This window comes from Kitasatospora sp. NPDC032121 (genome assembly GCF_055580145.1).
On record NZ_JBVILX010000015.1, the window covers coordinates 1 to 21,992 of the forward strand.

Annotated in this window: 21 protein-coding genes; 15 read left to right on the forward strand and 6 right to left on the reverse strand. The window is 71.3% G+C overall.

Annotation, left to right across the window (positions count from 1 at the left end):
- Window positions 1-116 precede the first annotated feature (116 nt).
- The 8 genes from mshD (at window position 117) to pstB (ending at window position 9,746) form a co-directional block, all read left to right on the forward strand.
- Window positions 117-1,151, forward strand: a complete 1,035-nt coding sequence (gene mshD / locus ACZ5OX_RS29050) for a mycothiol synthase (protein ID WP_465634200.1) — start codon at window positions 117-119, stop codon at window positions 1,149-1,151.
- Window positions 1,152-1,366: 215 nt separating this feature from the next.
- Window positions 1,367-3,637: an RNA degradosome polyphosphate kinase gene (locus ACZ5OX_RS29055; protein ID WP_465634201.1), complete on the forward strand. Its 2,271-nt coding sequence runs from the start codon at window positions 1,367-1,369 to the stop codon at window positions 3,635-3,637.
- Between the two features lie 113 nt (window positions 3,638-3,750).
- Window positions 3,751-4,839: a CHAD domain-containing protein gene (locus tag ACZ5OX_RS29060; RefSeq protein ID WP_465634203.1), complete on the forward strand. Its 1,089-nt coding sequence runs from the start codon at window positions 3,751-3,753 to the stop codon at window positions 4,837-4,839.
- Between the two features lies 1 nt (window position 4,840).
- Window positions 4,841-5,350, forward strand: coding sequence for an NUDIX hydrolase (locus ACZ5OX_RS29065; protein WP_465634204.1), 510 nt, complete (start codon window positions 4,841-4,843; stop codon window positions 5,348-5,350).
- A gap of 244 nt (window positions 5,351-5,594) precedes the next feature.
- A complete protein-coding gene (gene pstS / locus ACZ5OX_RS29070; protein WP_449792210.1) occupies window positions 5,595-6,731 on the forward strand; it encodes a phosphate ABC transporter substrate-binding protein PstS in 1,137 nt (378 codons plus the stop codon).
- Window positions 6,732-6,882: 151 nt separating this feature from the next.
- Window positions 6,883-7,860, forward strand: coding sequence for a phosphate ABC transporter permease subunit PstC (gene pstC / locus ACZ5OX_RS29075; protein WP_449792211.1), 978 nt, complete (start codon window positions 6,883-6,885; stop codon window positions 7,858-7,860).
- A complete protein-coding gene (gene pstA / locus ACZ5OX_RS29080; RefSeq protein ID WP_465634205.1) occupies window positions 7,857-8,927 on the forward strand; it encodes a phosphate ABC transporter permease PstA in 1,071 nt (356 codons plus the stop codon). Before pstC ends, pstA begins: the two co-directional genes overlap by 4 nt.
- Before the next feature lie 42 nt (window positions 8,928-8,969).
- Window positions 8,970-9,746, forward strand: coding sequence for a phosphate ABC transporter ATP-binding protein PstB (pstB, locus tag ACZ5OX_RS29085; RefSeq protein ID WP_449792213.1), 777 nt, complete (start codon window positions 8,970-8,972; stop codon window positions 9,744-9,746).
- Between the two features lie 152 nt (window positions 9,747-9,898).
- Here pstB and ACZ5OX_RS29090 read toward each other — a convergent pair whose 3' ends face one another.
- Window positions 9,899-10,894 (reverse strand): inorganic phosphate transporter, encoded by a 996-nt coding sequence (locus ACZ5OX_RS29090; RefSeq protein WP_392882662.1) that lies wholly within the window; start codon window positions 10,892-10,894, stop codon window positions 9,899-9,901.
- 5 nt (window positions 10,895-10,899) lie between these two features.
- Window positions 10,900-11,520: a DUF47 domain-containing protein gene (locus ACZ5OX_RS29095; protein WP_031064133.1), complete on the reverse strand. Its 621-nt coding sequence runs from the start codon at window positions 11,518-11,520 to the stop codon at window positions 10,900-10,902.
- Between the two features lie 359 nt (window positions 11,521-11,879).
- Here ACZ5OX_RS29095 and ACZ5OX_RS29100 point away from each other — a divergent pair, with 359 nt between their 5' ends.
- Window positions 11,880-12,248, forward strand: coding sequence for a metal-sensitive transcriptional regulator (locus ACZ5OX_RS29100; protein ID WP_392882659.1), 369 nt, complete (start codon window positions 11,880-11,882; stop codon window positions 12,246-12,248).
- Window positions 12,249-12,284: 36 nt separating this feature from the next.
- Here ACZ5OX_RS29100 and ACZ5OX_RS29105 read toward each other — a convergent pair whose 3' ends face one another.
- Complete coding sequence (locus ACZ5OX_RS29105) at window positions 12,285-12,473, reverse strand: hypothetical protein (protein ID WP_449810227.1); 189 nt, start codon at window positions 12,471-12,473, stop codon at window positions 12,285-12,287.
- Window positions 12,474-12,690: 217 nt separating this feature from the next.
- On the reverse strand, window positions 12,691-13,590 hold the full coding sequence (locus tag ACZ5OX_RS29110; RefSeq protein WP_465634207.1) for an SCO4651 family lipoprotein: 900 nt from the start codon (window positions 13,588-13,590) through the stop codon (window positions 12,691-12,693).
- 160 nt (window positions 13,591-13,750) lie between these two features.
- Between ACZ5OX_RS29110 and ACZ5OX_RS29115 the strand changes: the two genes are divergently transcribed.
- Complete coding sequence (locus ACZ5OX_RS29115) at window positions 13,751-13,966, forward strand: hypothetical protein (protein WP_465634209.1); 216 nt, start codon at window positions 13,751-13,753, stop codon at window positions 13,964-13,966.
- A 55-nt stretch (window positions 13,967-14,021) separates the two neighbouring features.
- Here ACZ5OX_RS29115 and ACZ5OX_RS29120 read toward each other — a convergent pair whose 3' ends face one another.
- Entirely contained in the window at window positions 14,022-14,744 is a 723-nt protein-coding gene (locus ACZ5OX_RS29120; RefSeq protein ID WP_465634210.1) for a phosphatase PAP2 family protein, read from the reverse strand.
- 193 nt (window positions 14,745-14,937) lie between these two features.
- A complete protein-coding gene (locus ACZ5OX_RS29125; protein WP_465634364.1) occupies window positions 14,938-16,122 on the reverse strand; it encodes a C40 family peptidase in 1,185 nt (394 codons plus the stop codon).
- A gap of 248 nt (window positions 16,123-16,370) precedes the next feature.
- Between ACZ5OX_RS29125 and ACZ5OX_RS29130 the strand changes: the two genes are divergently transcribed.
- The 5 genes from ACZ5OX_RS29130 to ACZ5OX_RS29150 all read left to right on the forward strand — a co-directional run bounded on the left by ACZ5OX_RS29130 (window position 16,371) and on the right by ACZ5OX_RS29150 (window position 21,955).
- The gene (locus ACZ5OX_RS29130) at window positions 16,371-16,721 is read left to right on the forward strand and encodes a hypothetical protein (protein ID WP_224284734.1); all 351 of its coding nucleotides are present in this window, start codon (window positions 16,371-16,373) and stop codon (window positions 16,719-16,721) included.
- 166 nt (window positions 16,722-16,887) lie between these two features.
- On the forward strand, window positions 16,888-17,691 hold the full coding sequence (locus ACZ5OX_RS29135; RefSeq protein WP_465634212.1) for a hypothetical protein: 804 nt from the start codon (window positions 16,888-16,890) through the stop codon (window positions 17,689-17,691).
- Entirely contained in the window at window positions 17,681-18,958 is a 1,278-nt protein-coding gene (locus tag ACZ5OX_RS29140; RefSeq protein WP_465634213.1) for a hypothetical protein, read from the forward strand. Before ACZ5OX_RS29135 ends, ACZ5OX_RS29140 begins: the two co-directional genes overlap by 11 nt.
- A gap of 7 nt (window positions 18,959-18,965) precedes the next feature.
- The gene (locus ACZ5OX_RS29145) at window positions 18,966-20,540 is read left to right on the forward strand and encodes an SCO6880 family protein (RefSeq protein ID WP_449792219.1); all 1,575 of its coding nucleotides are present in this window, start codon (window positions 18,966-18,968) and stop codon (window positions 20,538-20,540) included.
- A 65-nt stretch (window positions 20,541-20,605) separates the two neighbouring features.
- Entirely contained in the window at window positions 20,606-21,955 is a 1,350-nt protein-coding gene (locus ACZ5OX_RS29150; protein ID WP_465634214.1) for an ATP-binding protein, read from the forward strand.
- The last annotated feature ends 37 nt before the right edge of the window (window positions 21,956-21,992 follow it).

Sequence of the window (21,992 nt, forward strand, 5' to 3'; positions counted from 1 at the left end):
GTACTGCAGGGGGGACCCTGTGGGAGAGTAGGACGCCGCCGAACAATTCTTCTGAAAAGCCCCTGATCCATTCGGATCGGGGGCTTTTCGCATTTCCGGTGACGTATCGTCGGTGCATGGACGATCAGACAGCGGTCATGGCGAACGATGTGCTCCGGCCCGAGCAGCGCGACGGTGCTCTGCGTGTTCTGGCGGAGGCCCAGGCGGTGGACGGTAGGGCCGCCGTGTCCGAGCAGGGCCGGCTCCGGCTGCGGAACGCGGAGACTCCGCGCCCGGGCGTCATCCACCTCGTCGAGACCGAGACCGAGACTGAGACCCAGACCCAGACTCACACCGAGGCCGGGACCGGGACCGGGACCGGGACCGAGGAGAAGCACTCAGCCGTCCTCGGCTACGGCCAGCTCGAAGTACCGGAGAACCCCGCCGCGAACCCCGCCGCCGAGCTGGTGGTCGACCCGGCCGTCCGCGGCCGAGGCCTGGCCCGCCCCCTGGTGGACACCGTTCTGGCGCGGGCCCACCGGGCGGGGCACGACGCGGTGGACTTCTGGGTGCACGGCGGCCACCCGGCGGCCCGGCACCTGGCCGAGGTGTACGGCGCCGAACTGGTCCGCGAGCTGCGGCAGATGCGTCGCACCGGCCGGCAGACCGAGGAGGTGGCCGTCCCCGAGGGCATCGAGCTCCGCACCTTCCGTCCCGGGGAGGACGACGCCGAGTGGCTGCGGCTGAACGCCCTGGCCTTCGCCCACCACCCGGAGCAGGGCTCCTGGACCGAGCAGGACCTGGCCGAGCGGATCGCCGAGCCCTGGTTCGACCCGGCCGGCTTCTTCCTCGCCACCCGTGAGGGCAAGGTGGTCGGCTTCCACTGGACGAAGGTGCACCCGGCGAGCGCCACCGAGCCCGAGCTCGGCGAGGTGTACGTGGTCGGGGTGGACCCGGCCGAGCAGGGCAGCGGCCTCGGCCGGGCGCTGACCGCGGCGGGCCTGCGCCACCTGACCGGCACCGGTCCGGGCGAGCGCGGGCTGCACACCGTTCTCCTCTATGTCGACGCTGACAATCCGGCCGCCGTGCGGGTATACGAACGATTGGGGTTCGCCGTTCACGAGGTGGACCTCATGTACCGAGCCCGGTACCGGGCGAACCGGCCGTCCTGAGCGCTGGGGACGGCCCCCTGAGCGGTCGCGGGCGAGCGACGGGACGGCGACGCCTCTTGCCCCGACCGACTCAGCTTTCCTCCCGGCCATGCGGTGTTTACCGTGGATTCAATTGCTGCCGCGAAGATCACAGGATGAAGTCCGTAGTGTCTCGCTCGTGCAGAGTCGACCGCCACGCGCCGGCCGGTCCTGTACGGACCGCACCGGGAGGGTGGGTGCTGTCCCCGGGGTCGGCCCGGGGCGAGGGCGACGGCCCGCAGAGCCATTCGCGTCCGGACGCAGTCCTGCTGCTGGAGGAGCTGGAGCTCATGAGCATCCCCCGCCCCGTCTCTGCCCCGCTGTCGCCTACGGCCCGGATGTCCGGTGCGCTGGGTGTTCCGCCGGAGCTGCCGGCCACGGACGAAGAGGAGTTCGAAGCGTTGCCTCAGGGCCGCTTCCTGGACCGCGAGCGCAGTTGGCTCGCGTTCAACGAGCGGGTCCTGGAGCTGGCCGAGGATCCGGGCATCCCGCTGCTGGAGCGGGCGAAGTTCCTGGCGATCTTCGCCAGCAACCTGGACGAGTTCTTCATGGTCCGGGTGGCCGGCCTCAAGCGCCGGATCGCCACCGGCGTCGCCCAGCGCAGCGCGTCAGGCCTCCAGCCGCGCGAGGTGCTGGACCTGATCTGGACCCGCTCGCGCGAGCTGATGGCCCGCCACGCCGCCGCGTTCCAGCAGGAGGTGCTGCCGGACCTCGCCACCGAGGGCATCGAGGTGGTCCGCTGGTCGGAGCTGGCCGAGAAGGAGCAGGCCCGGCTGCACACGCTGTTCCGCCAGAAGATCTTCCCGGTGCTGACCCCGCTGGCCGTCGACCCGGCGCACCCCTTCCCGTACATATCGGGGCTCTCGCTCAACCTGGCCGTCGTGGTGCGCAACCCGGTCTCCGGGCACAAGCACTTCGCGCGCGTCAAGGTGCCGCAGTCGCTGGCCCGCTTCCTGGAGGCCTCGCCCCAGCGGTACGTCCCGCTGGAGGACGTCATGGGCGCGCACCTGGAGGAGCTCTTCCCGGGGATGGAGGTGCTGGCCCACCACGCCTTCCGCGTCACCCGCAACGAGGACCTGGAGGTGGAGGAGGACGACACCGAGAACATCCTCAAGGCCCTGGAGAAGGAGCTGATGCGGCGGCGCTTCGGCCCGCCGGTCCGGCTGGAGGTCGAGGAGTCGATCGACCCGTACATCCTGGACCTGCTGGTGCGGGAGCTGAACATCACCGAGGCGGAGGTCTTCCCGCTGCCCGGGCCGCTGGACCTGACCGGGCTGTTCGGGATCGCCGACCTGGACCGCCCGGAGCTCAAGTACCCGAAGTTCGTGGCCGGCACGGCCCGCGGGCTGACCGACGTCGAGTCGGCCTCCCAGCCGGACATCTTCGCCGCGATGCGCGAGCGCGACGTCCTGCTGCACCACCCGTACGACAGCTTCTCCACCTCGGTGCAGGCCTTCCTGGAGCAGGCCGCCGCCGACCCGGACGTGCTGGCGATCAAGCAGACCCTGTACCGCACCTCCGGCGACTCGCCGATCGTCGACGCGCTGATCGACGCGGCCGAGTCCGGCAAGCAGGTGCTGGTGCTGGTCGAGATCAAGGCGCGCTTCGACGAGCAGGCCAACATCAAGTGGGCCCGCAAGCTGGAGGAGGCCGGCTGTCACGTGGTGTACGGCCTGGTCGGGCTGAAGACGCACTGCAAGCTCTCGCTGGTGGTCCGGCAGGAGGGCGACACCCTGCGCCGCTACTCGCACGTCGGCACCGGCAACTACCACCCGAAGACGGCCCGGCTGTACGAGGACCTCGGCCTGCTCACCTCCGACCCGCAGGTCGGCGCGGACCTCTCGGACCTGTTCAACCGGCTCTCCGGCTACTCGCGCCGCGAGTCCTACCGCCGTCTGCTGACCGCCCCGCGCGGTCTGCGCGACGGGCTGGTCTCGCGGATCCACAACGAGATCGCGCACCACAGGGACGGCCGCCCGGCCTACGTGAAGCTCAAGGTCAACTCGATCGTCGACGAGGCCGTGATCGACGCGCTGTACCGGGCCTCCCAGGCCGGGGTGCCGGTGGACGTCTGGGTGCGCGGGATCTGCGCGATCCGCCCGGGCGTGCCGGGGCTGAGCGAGAACATCCGGGTCCGCAGCATCCTGGGCCGCTTCCTGGAGCACTCCCGGGTCTTCGTGTTCGGCAACAACGGCGATCCCGAGGTCTGGATCGGCAGCGCCGACATGATGCACCGCAATCTGGACCGCCGGATCGAGGCACTGCTGCGGATCACCGATCCGGCGCACCGTGCCGAGTTGTCCGGGCTGATCGACCTCGGGGTGTCGGACGAGACGGAGTCCTGGCACCTGGGGCCGGACGGCGCGTGGGCCCGCCACTCCCAGGACGCCGAGGGCCGGCCGCTGCGACACGTCCAGGACCTGCTGATCGACTCGCGCCAGCGCCGCCGGGCCGCCACCTCGCGCTGACGCGTCCACTGATGCGAAGCCGCCGGGGCAGTGGCCCACGAGAGGGCACAGTCGCCCCGGCGGTCGGCCACCAGCTCCGGGACCACCCCGGGGGAACGGGGATCTACCACGCCATGACCGAAGCGCCGATGACGGCCCAGGCGGCCTCCACAGCGACCGCCGGGGACATCCTTTCCCGCCACCTCACCGCCCAGGCCGGCGCCTTCCTGCGCGCGCTGCCGCTGGCGGTGGGCGAGGTCGGCGCCAGACCCGGGACGGCCTCGATCGTCCCGTCGGCCGGCACCTCGGACCTGCTGCGGGCCGTCCGGCGGGTCGGCGGGCTGCTGCACACCTTCGGTTCGCTCTTCGAGCAGACCTGGGCGCAGGAGTCGCGCACCGAGCTGCGCTGGCTGCTCAACCTGCTCGCGCTGGAGCCCGGTTACGTCCGCCGCTCGGCCCGGCTGCTGGGCGCGCTGGACTCGCTGAGCGCCACCGGTCCGGACGGGACGGGCATGCTGGCCGGCCACGCCGGCGCCCCCAAGGCGCGGGCGCTGCTGGACCGGCAGCTGACCCTGGCCCGGACCAGGGCGCACTCCACGGTGCTCCAGGAGCTCCGCTCCGCCCGGCTGCACGCGCTGGCGGACCGGATGACCCTGCTGGTCGGCGAGGCGCCGCTGCTGGAGCCGGCGGGCGGCCGGGCCCCGGCGGTGCTGCTGCCGCAGGCCGCCGCCGCGTTCGCCGCGCTGTTCACGGGCGCCCAGCAGCTGCCGCTGCATCGGGCCGCGACGCCGTACGGCGGGGACGGGCTGCGCCGGCTGGGCACGGTGCCCGCGTCCCGCGGGGCGACGGACGCGGACACCGCGCTGGCGGCCGACGACGCGCCCTGGTCCCGGCTGCGGATCCTGGTGAAGCGGGCCCGGTACGCGCTGGAGGTGTGCGGCCGCTCGTCCTCCGAGCTGGACGAGCTGGACCTGGTGCTGGCCCGGCAGCAGGAGGCGGCGGACGCCGCCGTCACCGCCGCCACCGCGGCGCGCACCCCGCGGATCACCCCGGCGACCGCGTACGTGCTGGGCGTGGTGCACGCCGACCAGCGGCTGGAGGTGGAGTCGGCGCGGTACGCCGTCGGCCGCCGCTGGCCCGACCTGCCGCCCGGCCCGGACGGCTGGCTGGAGCTCGTGCCGGCCGAAGCCTGGGGGCACCCGGGCGTGCCCGGGACGGTCTGAGGTGGGGGAGCGCCCGGGCACCGGACGGGCGGCGGCCCGGGCCGGGAGCGGGGCGGAGCACGCCCCGGTGGTGCTGGCGGCGGGTGCGGTGCTGTGGCTGCCGGGGCGGCCGAAGAAGAGCGGCCGGCTGGGGCGGCCGAGGATCGCGGTGATCCACCGGCCCAAGTACGACGACTGGAGCCTGCCGAAGGGCAAGCTCGAACCCGGCGAGGGCGTGGTCGAGGCGGCGCTGCGCGAGGTCCGGGAGGAGACCGGGTTCGGCTGCCTGCTGGGCCCGGAGCTGCCCACCCGGCACTACCGGGTGCAGGGCCGTCCGAAGGAGGTCCGCTACTGGGCGGCGGTGCCGTCGAGCGGGTCGTTCCGGCCCAACCGGGAGGTGGACCGGCTGGAGTGGCTGCCGGCCGGGAAGGCCCGTGCCCGGCTCACCCACGACCACGACCGGGAGCTGGTCGACGCCCTGCTGGCGGTCCTGGGGGCGGAGCCGGTGCGGACGGAGGGGCCGCAGCGGTGAAGGAACGGTGGAAGTGATCTCCCCGCGCCCTTGCCGTGACGCAACCGTTACTACCTGACGTAGTTTCCTGTCATCCCTTCGAGGTTCACTCTCCGTTCACTTGCGACCGGCTGTCGTGTCACTTACCCGGCCTAACTTCGGGACCACCGGAGGGCCGAACGGGCCCCGGACCACAGCAAAACCCGCGCTGGGCCGTACGCGTACGGCCTGCGCAGAGGGCATTGCCACAGAAAGGGACACCCCTGTGAAGCTCCAGCGGAACGGCCGCTCCAAGGCCCTCGCGATCGGTGCCATGGCGCTCGTCAGCTCGCTGTCGCTCGCTGCCTGCGGGTCGGACGACAACAACAACACGACCGCCTCCGGCGGCTCCAGCGGCTCCGCCGCGGCCGCCGGCGCGATCAATTGTGGCAAGCCCGGTTCGCTGATCTCCGCCGGTTCGACCGCCCAGGGCGCCGCGATGGACGTCTGGAAGACCAGCTTCGCCGCCGCCTGCTCCGGTACCACGATCAACTACCAGGGTGGCGGCTCCGGTGCCGGCATCCAGCAGTTCAACCAGGGCAAGATCCAGTTCGCCGGCTCCGACTCGGCCCTCAAGCCGGCCGAGGTCGACGCCTCCAAGGCGGTCTGCACCGGCGGCCAGGGCATCGACCTGCCGATGGTCGGCGGTCTGATCTCGCTGGTCTACAACGTCGACGGCGTCGACAAGCTGGTCCTGGACGGCCCGACCGCCGCCAAGATCTTCGACTCGCAGATCACCAAGTGGAACGACCCGGCGATCGCCGCCCTGAACCCGGGCGCCAAGCTGCCGGACGCGGACATCCAGACCTTCCACCGCTCGGACGACGCCGGCACCACCGAGAACCTGACCAAGTACTTCGCCGCCGCCGGCGGCGGCGCCTGGTCCTACCCGGCCGGCAAGGCCTGGGCGGGCAAGGGCGGCCAGTCGGCCAACGGCAGCGCCGGCGTCTCGGCCCAGGTCAAGCAGGTCAAGAACTCGATCAGCTACGTCGAGCTGGCCTACGCCCAGACCAACAGCCTGAAGAGCGCCGCGATCAACACCGGCGCCTCCAAGCCGGTCGAGGCCACCGCCGAGGCCGCCGCCACCACCATCGGCAAGGCCCAGGCCGCCGGCACCGGCAGCGACCTCGCGCTGAAGCTCGACTACGCGACCAAGGAAGAGGGTTCCTACCCGCTGGTCCTGGTCACGTACGAGATCGTCTGCGACAAGGGCAACAAGGCCGACACCCTCGACACCCTGAAGTCCTTCCTGACCTACACGGCCAGCGACGCGGGCCAGAAGGCCATCGGCGAGAAGGGCTACGTCCCGCTGCCGAAGGCCGTGACCGACAAGGTCAACGGCGTCATCGCCACCCTGGCCTGACCCGACAGGACCCCCGGTGGGGCGGCCCCGTGAGCGAGGGGGGCCGGGGCCGCCCCCACCGGAACGCACCACACCCAGCACCACGTCCGGGGCACCGCCGCCATGGTGCCGTCCCCCTTCCGGGGCGGCGCCACCAGACCGGAGTAGACCAATGACTTCATCCTCCCCTGCCGCCCCGCGAGGCAGGGAACGCCGGCCGCGCGACAGCCGGGTCGGCGACAAGATCTTCATGAACCTCGCCCGGGGCTCGGGCATCCTGCTGCTGGTCATCATGGCCGCGATCGCCGCGTTCCTGACCTGGCGGTCGGCGCTGGCCCTGAGCACCAACGAGGGCAACTTCCTCACCACCTTCGAGTGGACGCCGGACGCCCCGAAGCCCGTCTTCGGCATCGCCGTCCTGGCCTTCGGCACCATCGTCAGCGCCGTCATCGCGATGGCCATCGCCGTCCCGGTCGCCATCGGGATCGCGCTGTTCATCTCGCACTACGCGCCGCGCCGGATCGCCCAGCCGTTCGCCTACCTGGTCGACCTGCTCGCCGCCGTCCCCAGCGTCGTCTACGGCCTGTGGGGCGCGCTCTTCCTGGTGCCGCACCTGGACGGCCTGACCAGCTGGCTCAACGAGTACCTGGGCTGGACGTACATCTTCGACCAGACCCGGACCGGCACCCCGCGCAACCTGTTCACCGTCGGCATCCTGCTGGCGATCATGATCCTGCCGATCATCACCGCGGTCTCCCGCGAGGTGTTCCGCCAGGTGCCGCGGATGCACGAGGAGGCGGCGCTCGCGCTCGGCGCGACCCGCTGGGAGATGATCCGCACCGCGGTGCTGCCGTTCGGCCGCCCCGGCATCATCTCGGCCTCGATGCTCGGCCTCGGCCGCGCGCTCGGCGAGACCATCGCGGTCGCGATCGTGCTCTCCGCCAGCAACGTCCTGTCGCTGCACATCCTGGACGCCGGCGGCGGAACCTTCGCCCAGAACATCGCGCTGAAGTTCAACGAGGCCGGCACCAACGGCCGCGACGCGCTGATGGCCTCCGGCCTCGTCCTGTTCGTCATCACCCTGCTGGTGAACGGCGCCGCGCGAATGATCATCGCCCGCCGCAAGGAGTACTCGGGGGCCAACGCATGACCGCCACCGTCGTCATCGAGGACGCCCGGCCCGTCGCCCGTCCGCTGACCGCCAACCGCCTGCCCAAGTGGGCCCCGGCCGCCATCGCCGGCGGCTCGATCGCCCTCGGCTGCGGGATCGGCGCGGTCGCCGGACTGACCAGCCACATCCAGTGGGGCCTGATCTCGGCCCTGCTCTTCGTCCTGATCACCTACGGCCTCGCGGCCCGGGTCGAGGGCCGCCGGCAGGCCAAGGACAGGGTCGCCACCTCGGTGGTCTGGGTCGCCTTCATCCTGGCGGTCATCCCGCTGGTCGCCCTGACGGTCTACACCGTCCAGCAGGGCATCGAGGTGATCAACGGGAACTTCCTGAGCCACTCGATGAAGGGCGTGATCCAGTCCGGTCCCGGCGGTGGCATCTACCACGCGCTGATCGGCACCCTGGAGCAGGTCGGCCTGGCCACCGCGATGGCCGCCCCGATCGGTCTGCTGACCGCCGTCTACCTGGTCGAGTACGGCCGCGGCAAGCTCGCCAAGGCGGTCACCTTCTTCGTCGACGTCATGACGGGCATCCCGTCGATCGTCGCGGGTCTGTTCGTCCTCTCGCTCTGGAACCTCGCCCTGGGCTTCGGCTACTCCGGTTTCTCGGGCAGCCTCGCGCTGGCGATCCTGATGATCCCGGTCGTGGTCCGGTCCACCGAGGAGATGCTGAAGCTCGTCCCGAACGAGCTGCGCGAGGCCTCCTACGCGCTCGGCGTGCCGAAGTGGAAGACCATCCTGCGGATCGTCCTCCCCACCGCGATCGGCGGCATCACCACCGGTGTGATGCTCGCGGTCGCCCGCATCACGGGCGAGACCGCCCCGGTGATGATGCTGGTGTTCGGCGCCGACTACATCAACAGCAACCCGTTCGACGGGCCGCAGCAGTCCCTGCCGATGTACATCTGGACGCAGTACTCGCAGGTCAACAACGACTTCGGCTACGCCCGTGCCTGGGGTGCGGCGCTGGTGCTGATCGCCTTCGTGATGGGGCTCAACCTCATCGCCCGGGGCATCGCACGCTGGCGCTCGCCCAAGGGCGGGCACTGAGCGACCGACTGACGTACGAGACAGACGAGAGAAGCAACGATCATGGCCAAGCGCATCGACGTCAGCGGACTGTCGGCCTACTACGGCTCCACCAAGGCCATCGAGGACATCTCGATGAGCATCGAACCCCGCTCGGTGACCGCCTTCATCGGCCCCTCCGGCTGCGGCAAGTCCACCTTCCTGCGGACCCTCAACCGGATGCACGAGGTGATCCCCGGCGCCCGGGTCGAGGGCAAGGTCCTCCTGGACGACGAGAACCTGTACGCCTCCAACGTCGACCCGGTCGCCGTGCGCCGCTCGATCGGCATGGTCTTCCAGCGCCCGAACCCGTTCCCGACCATGTCGATCTACGACAACGTGGTCGCGGGCCTGCGGCTCGCCGGCGTGAAGAAGAAGTCCGTGCTGGACGAGGTGGTGGAGCGCTCGCTGAAGGGCGCCAACCTCTGGAAGGAGGTCCACAACCGGCTGAACAAGCCGGGGGCCGGCCTCTCCGGCGGTCAGCAGCAGCGCCTGTGCATCGCCCGTGCCATCGCGGTCGAGCCCCAGGTCCTGCTGATGGACGAGCCCTGCTCCGCACTCGACCCGATCTCCACCCTCGCCATCGAGGACCTGATCGGCGAGCTGAAGGAGCAGTTCACCATCGTCATCGTGACCCACAACATGCAGCAGGCGGCCCGCGTCAGCGACCGCACCGCCTTCTTCAACCTGGCCGGCGTCGGCCAGCCGGGCAAGCTGATCGAGCTGGACGACACCCAGCGGATCTTCTCCAACCCGCAGGTCCAGGCGACCGAGGACTACATCTCCGGCCGCTTCGGCTAGACCGGACCCCGTCGCGCCCCCGGCAACGGGGAGCGCGACGGACCCGAGCTGTCCCGTGGTGCTGCATGGCGGTGCCGCCGCGGGACATGGAAAAGGGCCCGCCCCCGAGATGTGGGGGCGGGCCCTGTCCGTTCACGCGTCCTGCCGGGGTGTCAGCCCCAGAACAGGTGGACGAACCAGTACACCAGCGCTGCGACGATGGCGGCCGCCGGCATCGTGATGAACCAGCCGAGCACGATGTTCTTCGCGACGCCCCAGCGCACCGCGCGGATCCGCTTGGTGGCCCCCGCGCCCATGATCGCCGCGGTGATCACGTGGGTGGTGGAGATCGGCGCCTTGAAGACGAACGACGTGATGTACATGACCGTCGCGGAGGTGGCCTCGGCCGCGAAGCCCTGCGGCGGGTCCAGCTCGATGATCTTGCGGCCGAGCGTGCGCATGATCCGCCAGCCACCCGCGTAGGTGCCCAGCGAGAGCATGGTCGCGCAGGAGATCTTCACCCAGACCGGAATCCCGTTGCCGGACTGGTGGCCGGAGATGGTCAGGGCCAGGACCACGATGCCCATGGTCTTCTGGGCGTCCTGGAGGCCGTGCGCCAGGGCCATCGCGGCGGCCGAGGCGGTCTGGGCGACCCGGAAGTTGCGCTTCGCCCGGTGCGGGTTGGCCCGGCGGAAGATCCACAGGATCGCCAGCATCACCAGGAAGCCGCCGACCAGGCCGACCACCGGCGAGACGATCATCGGGATGATGATCTTGTCGAGGACGCCGCCCCAGATCACGTCGACGCCGCCGGCCAGCGCCGCGCCCACCATGCCGCCGAACAGAGCGTGCGAGGAGGAGGACGGGAGGCCGAAGTACCAGGTGACCAGGTTCCAGGCGATCGCCCCGACCAGGGCCGCGAACAGGATCACCATCCCCTGGTCACCGGTGGGGGTCTCGATGATCCCCTTGGAGACGGTGTGCGCCACGCCGCTGCCGAGGAACGCGCCGGCCAGGTTCATCACCGCGGCCATCGCCAGCGCCGCCCGCGGGGTGAGCGCCCGGGTGGAGACCGAGGTGGCGATCGCGTTCGCCGAGTCGTGGAAGCCGTTGGTGTACGTGAAGAAGAACGCAACGCCGACGACGGCGATGAGTGCTGCCATGTCCACGAGGGTCAGGACTCCTTGACGGCGATGGTCTCCACCGTGTTGGCGACGTGCTCGAACGCGTCCGCCGCCTCCTCAAGGACGTCCACGATCTGCTTGAGCTTGAGGACCTCGATGGCGTCGTACTGACCGGAGAACAGGTGGGCGAGCAGCTTGCGGTGGATCTGGTCGGCCTGGTTCTCCAGCCGGTTGACCTCGATCCAGTACTCCGTCAGGTTGGACATGCTGCGCAGGTTCGGCATCGCCTCGGCGGTGAGTTCCGCGGCGCGCGCCAGCACCTCGATCTGCTGCTCGATGCCCTTCGGCAGGGTCTGGATGTCGTAGAGGACGACCAGGTCGACGGCCTCCTCCATGAAGTCCATGATGTCGTCCAGCGACGAGGCGAGGCTGTAGATGTCCTCGCGGTCGAAGGGCGTGATGAAGGACGAGTTCAGCTGGTGGAAGACGGCATGGGTGGTGTCGTCCCCGGCGTGTTCGGCGGCGCGCATGCGCTCGACGATCTCCGCACGGGCCGACACGTCTGATCCCAGCAGCTCCAAAAGGAGCTTCGATCCGACGACGAGGTTCTCCGCCGCGGCGGCGAACATGTCGTAGAAGCTCGTCTCCTTCGGGGTCAGGCTAAAACGCACGGAAATCTCCGATGTGCGGGGTAGGGACTGAACGATGCTAGGTGCAACCAAGCGCAATCACGCAAGCGGGGTGTCGGGGCAGGAGCCGGAACCTCCCCTTCCGTTCGACGGTCGCACCGGCTGTCCGGGCCGCACCACCACACGTGGACTCGAACCCTCAGTCTGACGGAACCTCGACCGGATTGTCCCCGTCGTGCGCACGGAAGACGGGGTCGACGCCCAGACGGGCCAACCGGCGGGCACCCCCTCCCGGGCCCCGTGGCACATGCCGGGTCGGCCGTCGGAACACCACGGAAGGCCCCGGTGTTGGACACTGGTGGCCGACGCAGCCACCAGGCACTGAGACGAAGGCGGGGCCGATGACCACGACGCAAGCGCGCACCGAGCCGGAGCAGGCGCAGGGGACCGACCCGCACGCCGACCACGCTCCGACGGGGCACCACGGCCCGCACGGCTACAGCGCGCAGAAGGACGCCCACCTCAAGCGGCTGCGCCGGATCGAGGGCCAGATCCGCGGCCTGCAGCGCATGGTCGACGAGGACGTCTACTGCATCGACGTGCTCACCCAGGTCTCGGCCAGCACCAAGGCGCTGCAGTCCTTCGCGCTCTCCCTGCTGGAGGAGCACCTGCGGCACTGCGTCGCCGCGGCCGCCGAGGAGGGCGGCACCGAGCTCGACGCCAAGGTCGCGGAGGCCACCGCCGCGATCAGCCGCCTGCTGCGCAGCTGAGCGCGGCCCCGGGGGCGCTTCGCCCCCGGGCGCCCGCTAGCCGTCGGCCTCCCGGTCGGCCCGCCCGGGCTCGGCCCGGTCCAGCAGCACCTCGTCGATCCGCTCGGTCGGCAGCCGGTCGCCGGAACTGGCCGTCGCGGCGATCATCAGCTCGCCGGCCAGATCGATCTCGTCGAGGGCCGCGTCGTCGTGGCCGCCGCTGCGGCCACCCGTGGACGACACCACCTGCACCACCCCTTCAGTGCCTCGCCAGCCCGGGCGGCAGCCACCCGGAGTCCAGCCTAGGCACTTCGGGGCCCGTCCACATGGCACGGACGGGCCATCTCGGCGCCGCCGAAACGGGTGGCCGCCGCTCCCCGGACGGCCACCCGCCCCGGTGGCACCCCGTCTCGCCCCGACGCCGGAGCGCTGCCCCGGCGACCCGGGGCGTGTCCGACCCGCCCTACTTCGGGCTCTCCGTGGGCTTCATCTGGTAGATGTCCGAGGCCGAGGGCTCGGCCGCCTCGACCGGCTTGCCGAAGTCCGTCAGCGAGGTCGTCGACGTCACCTTCACCTGGTCCTTGGGCTCCTTCGACCCGGCCACCCCGGCGAAGGTGAACACCTCGACCACCTTGCGCAGCCGGCCCTGGTCGTCCAGCCAGGCGTCGTACGGGACCTCCTTGACGGTGAAGGTCTGCCCGCCCATCCGCAGGCCGTCACCGCCGCGGCCGCCGGTCGCGTCGGCCGCCTTCGCCAGGTCCAGGGTGCCCCGGTAGTGGTGCAGCGCGACCCCGTCGACGGTCTCGGTGCCCACCGCCTCCGCCTTCTGCGCCCCGCGCAGCGCCCCCGCCGCCGAGGCCGGGTCGGTGGCGCCGCTGCTGACCAGGTTGCCGTCCGGCAGCTGGCGCACGTCCAGCTTGACCCACTTGCCCTCGGGGACCTTGGCGCCGCTGTTCTGGAGGTAGACGGTGCCCGGCAGGACCACCTCGACGATCTTCCCGGTGGTCGCCGCGCCCGGTGGCACCTGGACCTCCAGCCGGCCGATCCGCTTGACGTAGTCGTAGCCGCCGGTGCCGCTGAACGAGGCCTTCTTCTCGGCGGACTCGGTGACCAGCTCCGTCGCGGTGTGCGCGGAACCGGTGCGACCGGTGATGTCGGCGGCGTTGCGCACCGCCGTCAGCGCGTCCGCGGCGAGCTGGTCGGGGGCGCCCGACTGCTGGTCGGAGGAGCCGTCGACGGAGCCGCCGGAGCAGCCGGCGGCCCCCGCCGCCAGGGCGGCGGCGAGCAGGGCGGCCCCGGCCGCCGCGCGCAGGCGCGGACCCGGACGGCGTGCCGACCGTCCGGTGCGCTGCTGGTCGGTCATCTTCATCCTCGCGACAACCCCCTCGGGCCCGACAGCCCCGCCGGCCACCACCGGGTGGGCAGAGCTCTTTCCGGGCAAACGAGTTGGGAGGCAAAGGGTTACGGGGGCCGGTGTGACGGGGGCTTCGCGACGGGGCCCGTGGCGCGTTACGGTGAGCCACGTGCACAGTGAGCTGCCGGTCGCCCCCGGCGCCGCCCGGATGCCCGAACACCGCCTCGTGATCAGCGAGCGCGGCTCCTTCGCCTTCGCGACCTGCAGCTGTGGCTGGTACGCCCCGGCCCGCCGCTCCCGCGACCTGGCCCGCCGCGAGGGAGCCGACCACCTCGCCGGGAACGGTGCCGGGAACGATGCGGCGAACGGTGCGGAGCCGGACTGATCCGGAGCCGGACCCCGGCACCCCCGCGGGGCCGCAGGAGGGGGCGGGCGCGAGGTCAGGCCGCGAGGTCGGACTCCGGCGGCTGCTCCCCGGTCCGCACCGCCCCGCGACCGCGCCGACGGCCGCGCGCGGCTCCCCCGCCGCGGGCCGCTCCGCCGCGCTCGGGCGCCCGGATCAGCGGGGCGACCGCCGTCCGGCTCAGCGCGTGGCAGAACGGCACCAGCACCGCCATCGCGATCGGCGCCAACAGCAGCACCACGGCGACCGCGAGCGCGAAACCGCCGATCACGTCGGTCGGGTAGTGGACGCCCATGAACATCCGGCAGAAGCCCTGGAGGAGCGCCAGCCCGCCGGCGATCCAGCCGAGCCTGCGGTTCACCAGGAACAGCGCCACCGCGACGGCCATGGTCATGGTCGAGTGGTCGCTGACGAAGGAGTGGGTGCCGGCCTTGCCGTCCACCAGCACCAGCAGCCCCGGATGGTCGACGAAGGGGCGCGGGCGGTTCACGATCGCGGCGATCGGGAGGTTGGCCAGCTCGGCGACGGCCACCGAGAGCGGCACCCAGAGCAGCCCGGCCATCGCCACCGGCGCGTCCGGACGGCGCCTGGCCTGGAGCCAGGCCACCAGACCGAGCATCGCCAGGCCGATCAGGATGCCGTACTCGCCGATCCACGAGACCAGGTGGTCCAGCCACTGCGGGGAGCGCTTGGCCAGGCCGTTGACGGCGTAGAGCAGATCGAGGTCGGGGTTGGTCGTGTCGGCAAGCGGCGTCGACACGCCGCACCTCCTTCTGGTCCGCTGCACCTGGTCGTCGTGGCCGGGGCCCGCCCGATGCGGGGTGCTGACGAGGGGCCACCGGAGGAAACGTCATTTCCGGGGCACAGCGTTCCACGGAAACGCGCGGTTATCGAAACTTGACTCAGCGTCCACAGTGCGCACACAGGTCCCGGCCGTCCCCGCCGCACCGGGCCTATCGTCCCGACCCGGCGGGGCTCGGCCCGGCCGGCGCGGGCGGCGCCGCGACCGCCGACCGGGTGGGGGCCGCCGGAGCCGCGGTGGCGCCGCCCTGCGCGCCGCCCTGCTTCCCCGCCGGGGCGGTGGGCTCCGTCCCGCCCGGCCGGCTCGGGGCGTTGACCGCGCCGTCGTTGTTGCGGGTCGGCAGCGCCTGGGCGCCGTCCGAGGTGACCCGGGTCGCGCCGATGTACTCCCGGGTGTCGATCTTGTCGTAGCGGATCACCGCGCCGGTGTGCGGCGCGTTGATCATGTACCCGCCGCCGACGTAGATCCCGACGTGGTGGATGCTCCGCGGATCGCTCAGGTCCGTCGCCCAGAACACCAGGTCGCCCGGCCGCAGCTGATCGCGCGACGGGTGCGGCCCGGCGTACCACTGGTCGTTGGCCACCCGGGGCAGGGTGATGCCCACGCTGGCGAACGCGGCCTGGGTCAGGCCCGAGCAGTCGAACCGCCCGTTCTGCGAGGGCAGGCCCTCACCGCCCCACAGGTACGGGGTGCCGAGCTTGGTCTGCGCGAAGTAGATCGCGGCCGACGACTGCGGGGACACCTCAAGCGGAGCGGTCGGCGAGGCCGGCGCGGCGAAGCTGCGGGCCATCGCCTGGATGTTCCGCACGTAGCCCTGGGTCTCCTTGTACGGCGGGACCCCGTTGTACTTGATGACAGCGCCCTCGCCGGCGTTGTAGGCGGCCAGCACGTTGGCCTGCGGGTCGCCGGGCACCTTCGCGACCTCCTTGGCGATCGCGCAGTCGTAGGTCGCCGCCGAGGCGATCGCGTCCAGCGGATCCCAGACGTCCGTCTTGCCGTCCCCGTTGCCGTCGGTGGCGTAACTGGGCCAGGTGCCCGGCATGAACTGCGCCATTCCCTGCGCCCCGACCCCGGACCGCGCCCTGGGGTCGAAACCGCTCTCCTGGTACAACTGCGCCGCGAGCATCGGCGGGGAGATCTCCGGGCAGAGCGAGCCCCACCGCTGGATCGGATCCTGGTAGGCCGCGGGGACCGTTCCGGGGGACAAGGCGGAACGATTCGCCGACTGTTGCGGCGTCCCACTTGCCGCAAAAGTCCCCATCGTCACCAGCCCGATGAACCCGAACGCGACAACTCCCGCAGCGGCGGCGGCCGTACCGGCCTTCCGGAGTACCATCAGCACCATCCCGACGAATCGTCAGTCGAAGTGTCCCGGAAGGCGTTGCTCACCGCAATCATCAGAGATACGAACAGTGAGCGCTATCCTTCGTACGGTGTACATCCTCGCGTACGTGCCCGATGCCTCACGACCAATTTGCGAGAAGTAGCCAAGTCGACATCAGATCTGGCCAAGAATAGGTACCGACCCTTCGCGCGGGCCGGGTCCGGGCCCTTGAATTTGCCTGATCGGGCGGTGAGATGGAAATGAACCTGAGCAGCGTGCACACCAATGCGGTCGGCCACCTGGCCGAGGACCCCCCCAAGAAGCCGAACATCGACACCATCATCGGCGGAATCGCGCCGGACTGGGGTCCGTTCGCGAGCCTCGGGTCGGAGGCGCGGGTGATGGTCGAGGTCATCATGGCCGTCGCCATCCTCATCTGCCTCGGCCTCGCGGTCTGGGGTGCGGCCAAGCAGCGGATCGGAGCGACCGCGATGCGCGACAGCTTCGGCGCCGAACAGGGCAAGGGGCTGATCGTCGCCGGCCTGACCGGCGTGTTCATCATCGGATCACTCGGCACTCTGTTCACCATTGTCTACGGCATGGCGATCTGACGAACAGGCAGCAGTAGTCCGACCTGCCTGAGGCCGGGGCCCGTCCGGACCCCCTCCGACGGCCGGCCCGCCAGGAGTCCATCCCCGTCCCCGCCCTCCGCCCGCGCCCGCCCCCGGGCGGAGGCCCCCCGGAGCCGACCCGGCTCCCCGCACTTGGAGGGCCGCCGTGCCGTTGTCCGACGACCAGCCGCGCACCCGCACGCGCCTGCCGGTCGGCGAACAGTCCTCCGCCCAGCCGAACCCCCGTCAGACCCGACCGCTGCGCGCCCTGCTGGCCGTCCTGGTCGTCGTCACCCTGCTCGTGGTGGCCGTCGCCATCGCCAACCGCGTCACATCCGGCACCGCAGGCGGCAGCTCCTCCGCCGACCGCGCCGACGCCGGTGCCGGCCCCGCCCCCAGCGGCGACCAGCCCGTCGGCACCACCGTCAACGGCATCCCGACCGGCTACCCGCACACCGAGCCCGGCGCCCAGTCGGCCGCCACCAACTACGCGGTGGCGATCGGCTCCGCGGACATGTTCCGCACCGACAGCCGCCACGGCATCGTCGCCACCATCGCCGACCCGGGCGCACTGGCGGGGCTCCAGAGCCGACTGGACCAGGGCTTCGGCGGCGACACCGTCACCCGCTACGGCCTCGACTCCCAGGGCCGCGCACCCAAGGGCCTCACCTTCGTCAGCCGCACCGTCCCGGTCGGCGCCAAGTCGACGGGCTACAACGAGGGCGACGCCAAGGTCGAGGTGTGGTGCACCGGCCTCACCGGCCTCGCCGGCGAGCGCTCCGTCCAGCCGGTGACCACCAACTGGTTCACCCTCACGCTCTCGCTGCACTGGACCGGCAGCGATTGGAAGCTCACCGACTTCACTCGAAAGTCAGGCCCGGCCCCGCTGCCGGGCGACCAGCAAGCGGCCACAGCGGATGAGATCGCCGGATCAGCAGAGCAGTTCGGAGGGTTCCGCTATGCGCGTTGACAGTGCGAACGGGAAGCGGCTTCCTCGCTTCGGCCGGATCGTAACGGCCCTTGTTCTGTTCCAGGCCGCAGCCATCGGTATGGCGTCCCGCGCCATGGCTGAGCCAAGCCCGAGTCCTTCAGCCAGCAACAACTGCGATGTCCTTCCCCTGCCCGGTAGCGACGTCTACTGCGCCTCCAAGCCTGGTGGCTCTCTTCCCGGGAGTGGCACCGTCGGGACTGTGACCGATCCGCTCGGGTCGTTGGCCAAGAGTTGTGCGCAGGCCGCGGCGTGGGTGGTGCGGAAGTTGTCGGGGGCGATCGACGGGACGACGCAGGTGGACTTCACCAATGCGTCGTTCCTGCAGCAGTACGCCGTGGTGTTCGCCGTGTCGACGGTGATCACGTTGGTGCTGTGGCTGCTGGCGGTGACGAAGCGGGCGGTGCGGGGGGCGCCGCTGACGACGGCGTTCTCGGAGGCGATCGGCTTCCTGTGGCTGACGGTGGTGGCGTCCGCGTTCACGCCGTTGATCCTGTTCACCGTGGTGAGTGTGACGGACGGGCTGACCAAGGCGATCGCGGTCGGGACGAAGACGGACACCGGGTCGTACCTGGGGGGGTTCGCCGACACGCTGGAGAAGGGCGACGTGGGTGGTGGTCCGCTGATCCTGGTGATCGTGTCGTTGGTCGCGGTGCTGGCGGCGGCGGTGCTCTGGATCGAGCTGCTGATACGGGCGGCGATGCTGTACGTCGGCGCGCTGTTGGGTACGGCGGTGTACGCGGGGCTGGTGGACCGGCAGTTGTGGAAGCACGTGCGGCGCTGGGCGGGGGTGATGCTGGCGGTGGACCTGGCGAAGCCGATCATCGTGGTCATCCTGGGGCTGGCGGGCGCGGTGGCGACCGGGTCCGGGGCCGACGACGACTTCGCCCGGGTGTTGTCGGGGCTGGCGATCCTGTTCCTGTCGATCTTCGCGAGTGCCGCGGTCTACCGCTTCGTGCCGGGCTTCGGCGACGAGATGCTGAACATGCGCGGGGCCCGGGCCAACGCGGTGCAGGCCGGTTCGGCGATGATCAACGGCACCGCGAACCTGATGAAGCAGGGCATCACGACCCACGGCGACCGTGGTCCGCAGGCGGCGGGCACGGGTGGCGGCGGGGGTGCGGGCGGCGGTTCGGTCGCGCCGGGCATCGCCGCCCACGCCGGCCGGACGCCTACGCCACCGCCGCAGGGCGGGCCCCCGCAGGCTTCGGTTCCGATCCGCGACAGCAATCCAGCGAAGGGAGGGTGACGGGTAAGTGAGCAGCGAACCGCTGGGCCAGTACGGTGCCCAGTACGCCCAGCCGTACGTGCACCAGCGCCGTACCTACCTGATCGGCAAGGCCCGCCCGAACGCGCCGATCGGCCGGAACCGGGAGTCCGGCGAGATCATGCTGATCATCCTCGGGGCCTTCCTCGGCATGCTCTGGGGCCTGTTGATGCCGATCCTGCCGCTGCGGATCGGCGGGTTGGTCGGTCTGCCGGCGCTCGCCATCGCGGCGGTGTACGTGCCGTACCGCAAGCGGACGTTCTACAAGTGGGTGGAGATCAACCGCACCTACCGCCGGACGGTCCGCAGTGGGCGGGCGGTGTGGCGCTCGGACGTGATGGACGCCGGCACCCGGCTGGACGGCCGGGAGGTGGAGGTCGGCCCGCCGCCGGGGGTGGGGCGGCTGCGCTGGCTGACGGCGCCGTTCGGGCCGGACGAGGTCGGGGTGCTGATGCACCTGGAGCGTCGGACGGTGACGGCCGCGATCGAGATCGAGGGTCCGGGCGTCGGCCTGCGTGACTCGGAGGACCAGGAGGCCCTGGTCGACCGGTTCGGGACGCTGTTGAAGCACGTCGCCAACGGGGACGGCTTCGTGACGCGGCTGCAGATCCTGGCCCGGACCCTGCCGGCCGATCCGGACGCGCACGCCAAGGACGTCGAGCGGCGCGGCGACCCGTCGTCGCCGCGCTGGCTGCAGGACTCGTACGACCAGTTGCAGTCGATGGTGTCGACCTCCTCGGAGCAGCACCGGGCGTACCTGGTGGCCTGCATGCACTACACCCGGGACCTGGCCGCCGAGGCGCACGCGATGGGCCGGACGGCCACCGGGCGGCGGGCGCGGGACGACGAGGGGCTGGCGGCCGTGATGGCGCGCGAGCTGACCGACATCTGCGCCCGGCTGGCCGAGGCGGACATCCGGGTGCGTCAGCCGCTGGGTCAGGCCCGGCTCTCCTCGCTGCTGCACTCGATGTACGACCCGGACCACCCGATCGACCACATCCAGGCGATGTCCCGGCGCAACGCCTGGCCGGCCGAGCTGGACGCGACCCAGCCGCAGTACCTGCAGGCGAAGACCCGCGAGTCGGCGACCCGGGAGCCGTGGTGCCACGCCACCGCGTGGATCAAGGAGTGGCCGCTCACCCCGGTGGGCGTCAACTTCCTGGCGCCGCTGCTGGTGCACACTCCGGACGTGATCCGGACGGTCGCGGTGACGATGGACCTGGAGCCCACGGACGTCGCGATCGAGCGGATGCTGACCGAGAAGACCAACGACGAGGCCGAGGCCAGCCGTGCGGCCAAGATGAACCGCACGGTCGACCCGCGCGACCTGGCCCACACCGGCCGGGTGGACCAGCGCGGTGACGACCTGGCCTCCGGCGCGGCCGGGGTGAACCTGGTCGGCTACATCACGGTCTCCTCGCGCAACCCCGACGCGCTGGCCCGCGACAAGCGGACCATCCGGGCCTCGGCCGGCAAGAGCTACCTCAAGCTGGAGTGGTGCGACCGCGAGCACCACCGGGCCTTCGTCAACACGCTTCCGTTCGCCACCGGCATCCGCCGCTGAGCACGGCCGCACGCCCCCCGTACACCCGCACCCTCGTCCACCGCTGACCCGTCAGGAGGCCGCCCATGGCGCTCGGCAACCTCACCGATGCGTTCACCAGCCTGATGTTCGGCAAGGTGGAGACCACCCGCCTGCCGGTGCGCACCTCCACCGGCCAGGCGCAGGCCGTCTACCTGCCCACGGCGGCTCCGGGCCTGGGCGACTCCGGTGTGATCATCGGTCGCGAGGTGTACAGCGGCAAGGGGTACGTCTACGACCCGTTCCAGCTGTACGGGCAGCAGCTGCCCGCCCCGCACTGGCTGGTGCTCGGTGAGTCCGGCAACGGCAAGTCGGCGCTGGAGAAGACGTACGTGCTGCGGCAGCTGAGGTTCCGCGACCGCCAGGTCGTGGTGCTGGACGCGCAGGGCGAGGACGGCGTGGGCGAGTGGAACCTGATCGCCGACGCGCTGGGCATAAAGTCGATCCGGCTGGACCCGATGGCGGCCAGGGACGGCGGGGTGAAGCTCAACCCGCTGGACCCGGCGATCACCCAGACCGGCCAGCTGTCGCTGCTGCGCACGATCGTCGAGGTGGCGATGGGGCGCGGGTTGGAGGAGCGCGCGGGCTTCGCGCTGAAGGCCGCGCACGCCCACGTGGTGGCCGCGGTGAAGGATCGCCAGCCGGTGCTGGACGACATCATCGACACGCTGCGCAACCCCGACCTGTCCTCGGTGGAGTCGCTGGGCGTGGCGGTGGAAGAGGTGCAGTCCTGGGGCCTGGACGTGGCGCTGGTGCTGGACCGGCTGGTCGACGGCGACCTGCGCGGCATGTTCGACGGGTCGACCACCGAGGGCATCGACCTTGACGCGCCGCTGATCGTCTTCGACCTCTCGCACATCGACCGCAACTCGATCGCGATGCCGATCCTGATGGCGATCGTCGGGGTGTGGCTGGAGCACACCTGGATCAGGCCGGATCGGAAGAAGCGCATCTTCCTGGTCGAGGAGGCCTGGCACATCATCAACAGCCCCTTCGTGGCCCAGCTGTTCCAGCGGCTGCTGAAGTTCGGCCGCCGGCTGGGCCTGTCCTTCGTCGCGGTGGTCCACCACCTGTCCGACGTGGTGGACGGCGCGGCGGCCAAGGAGGCCTCGGCGATCCTGAAGATGGCCTCGACCCGGACGATCTACATGCAGAAGGCCGAGGAGGCGCGGGCGACCGGCCGGGTGCTGGGCCTGCCGCGCTGGGCGGTGGAGATCATTCCGACCCTGTCGCCGGGCATCGCGGTCTGGGACGTCAACGGCAACGTCCAGGTGGTCAAGCACATCGTCACCGAGGCCGAGCGTCCGCTGGTCTACACGGACCGCGCGATGACGGAGGACGCGGTGGCCGAACGGGACCGCGCGGAGCGGCAGTTGGCGGCCGAGCCGGGGGTCTGAGGGCCCCTCGGGAGGGCCCGCGCGGCGGCCGTCTCCG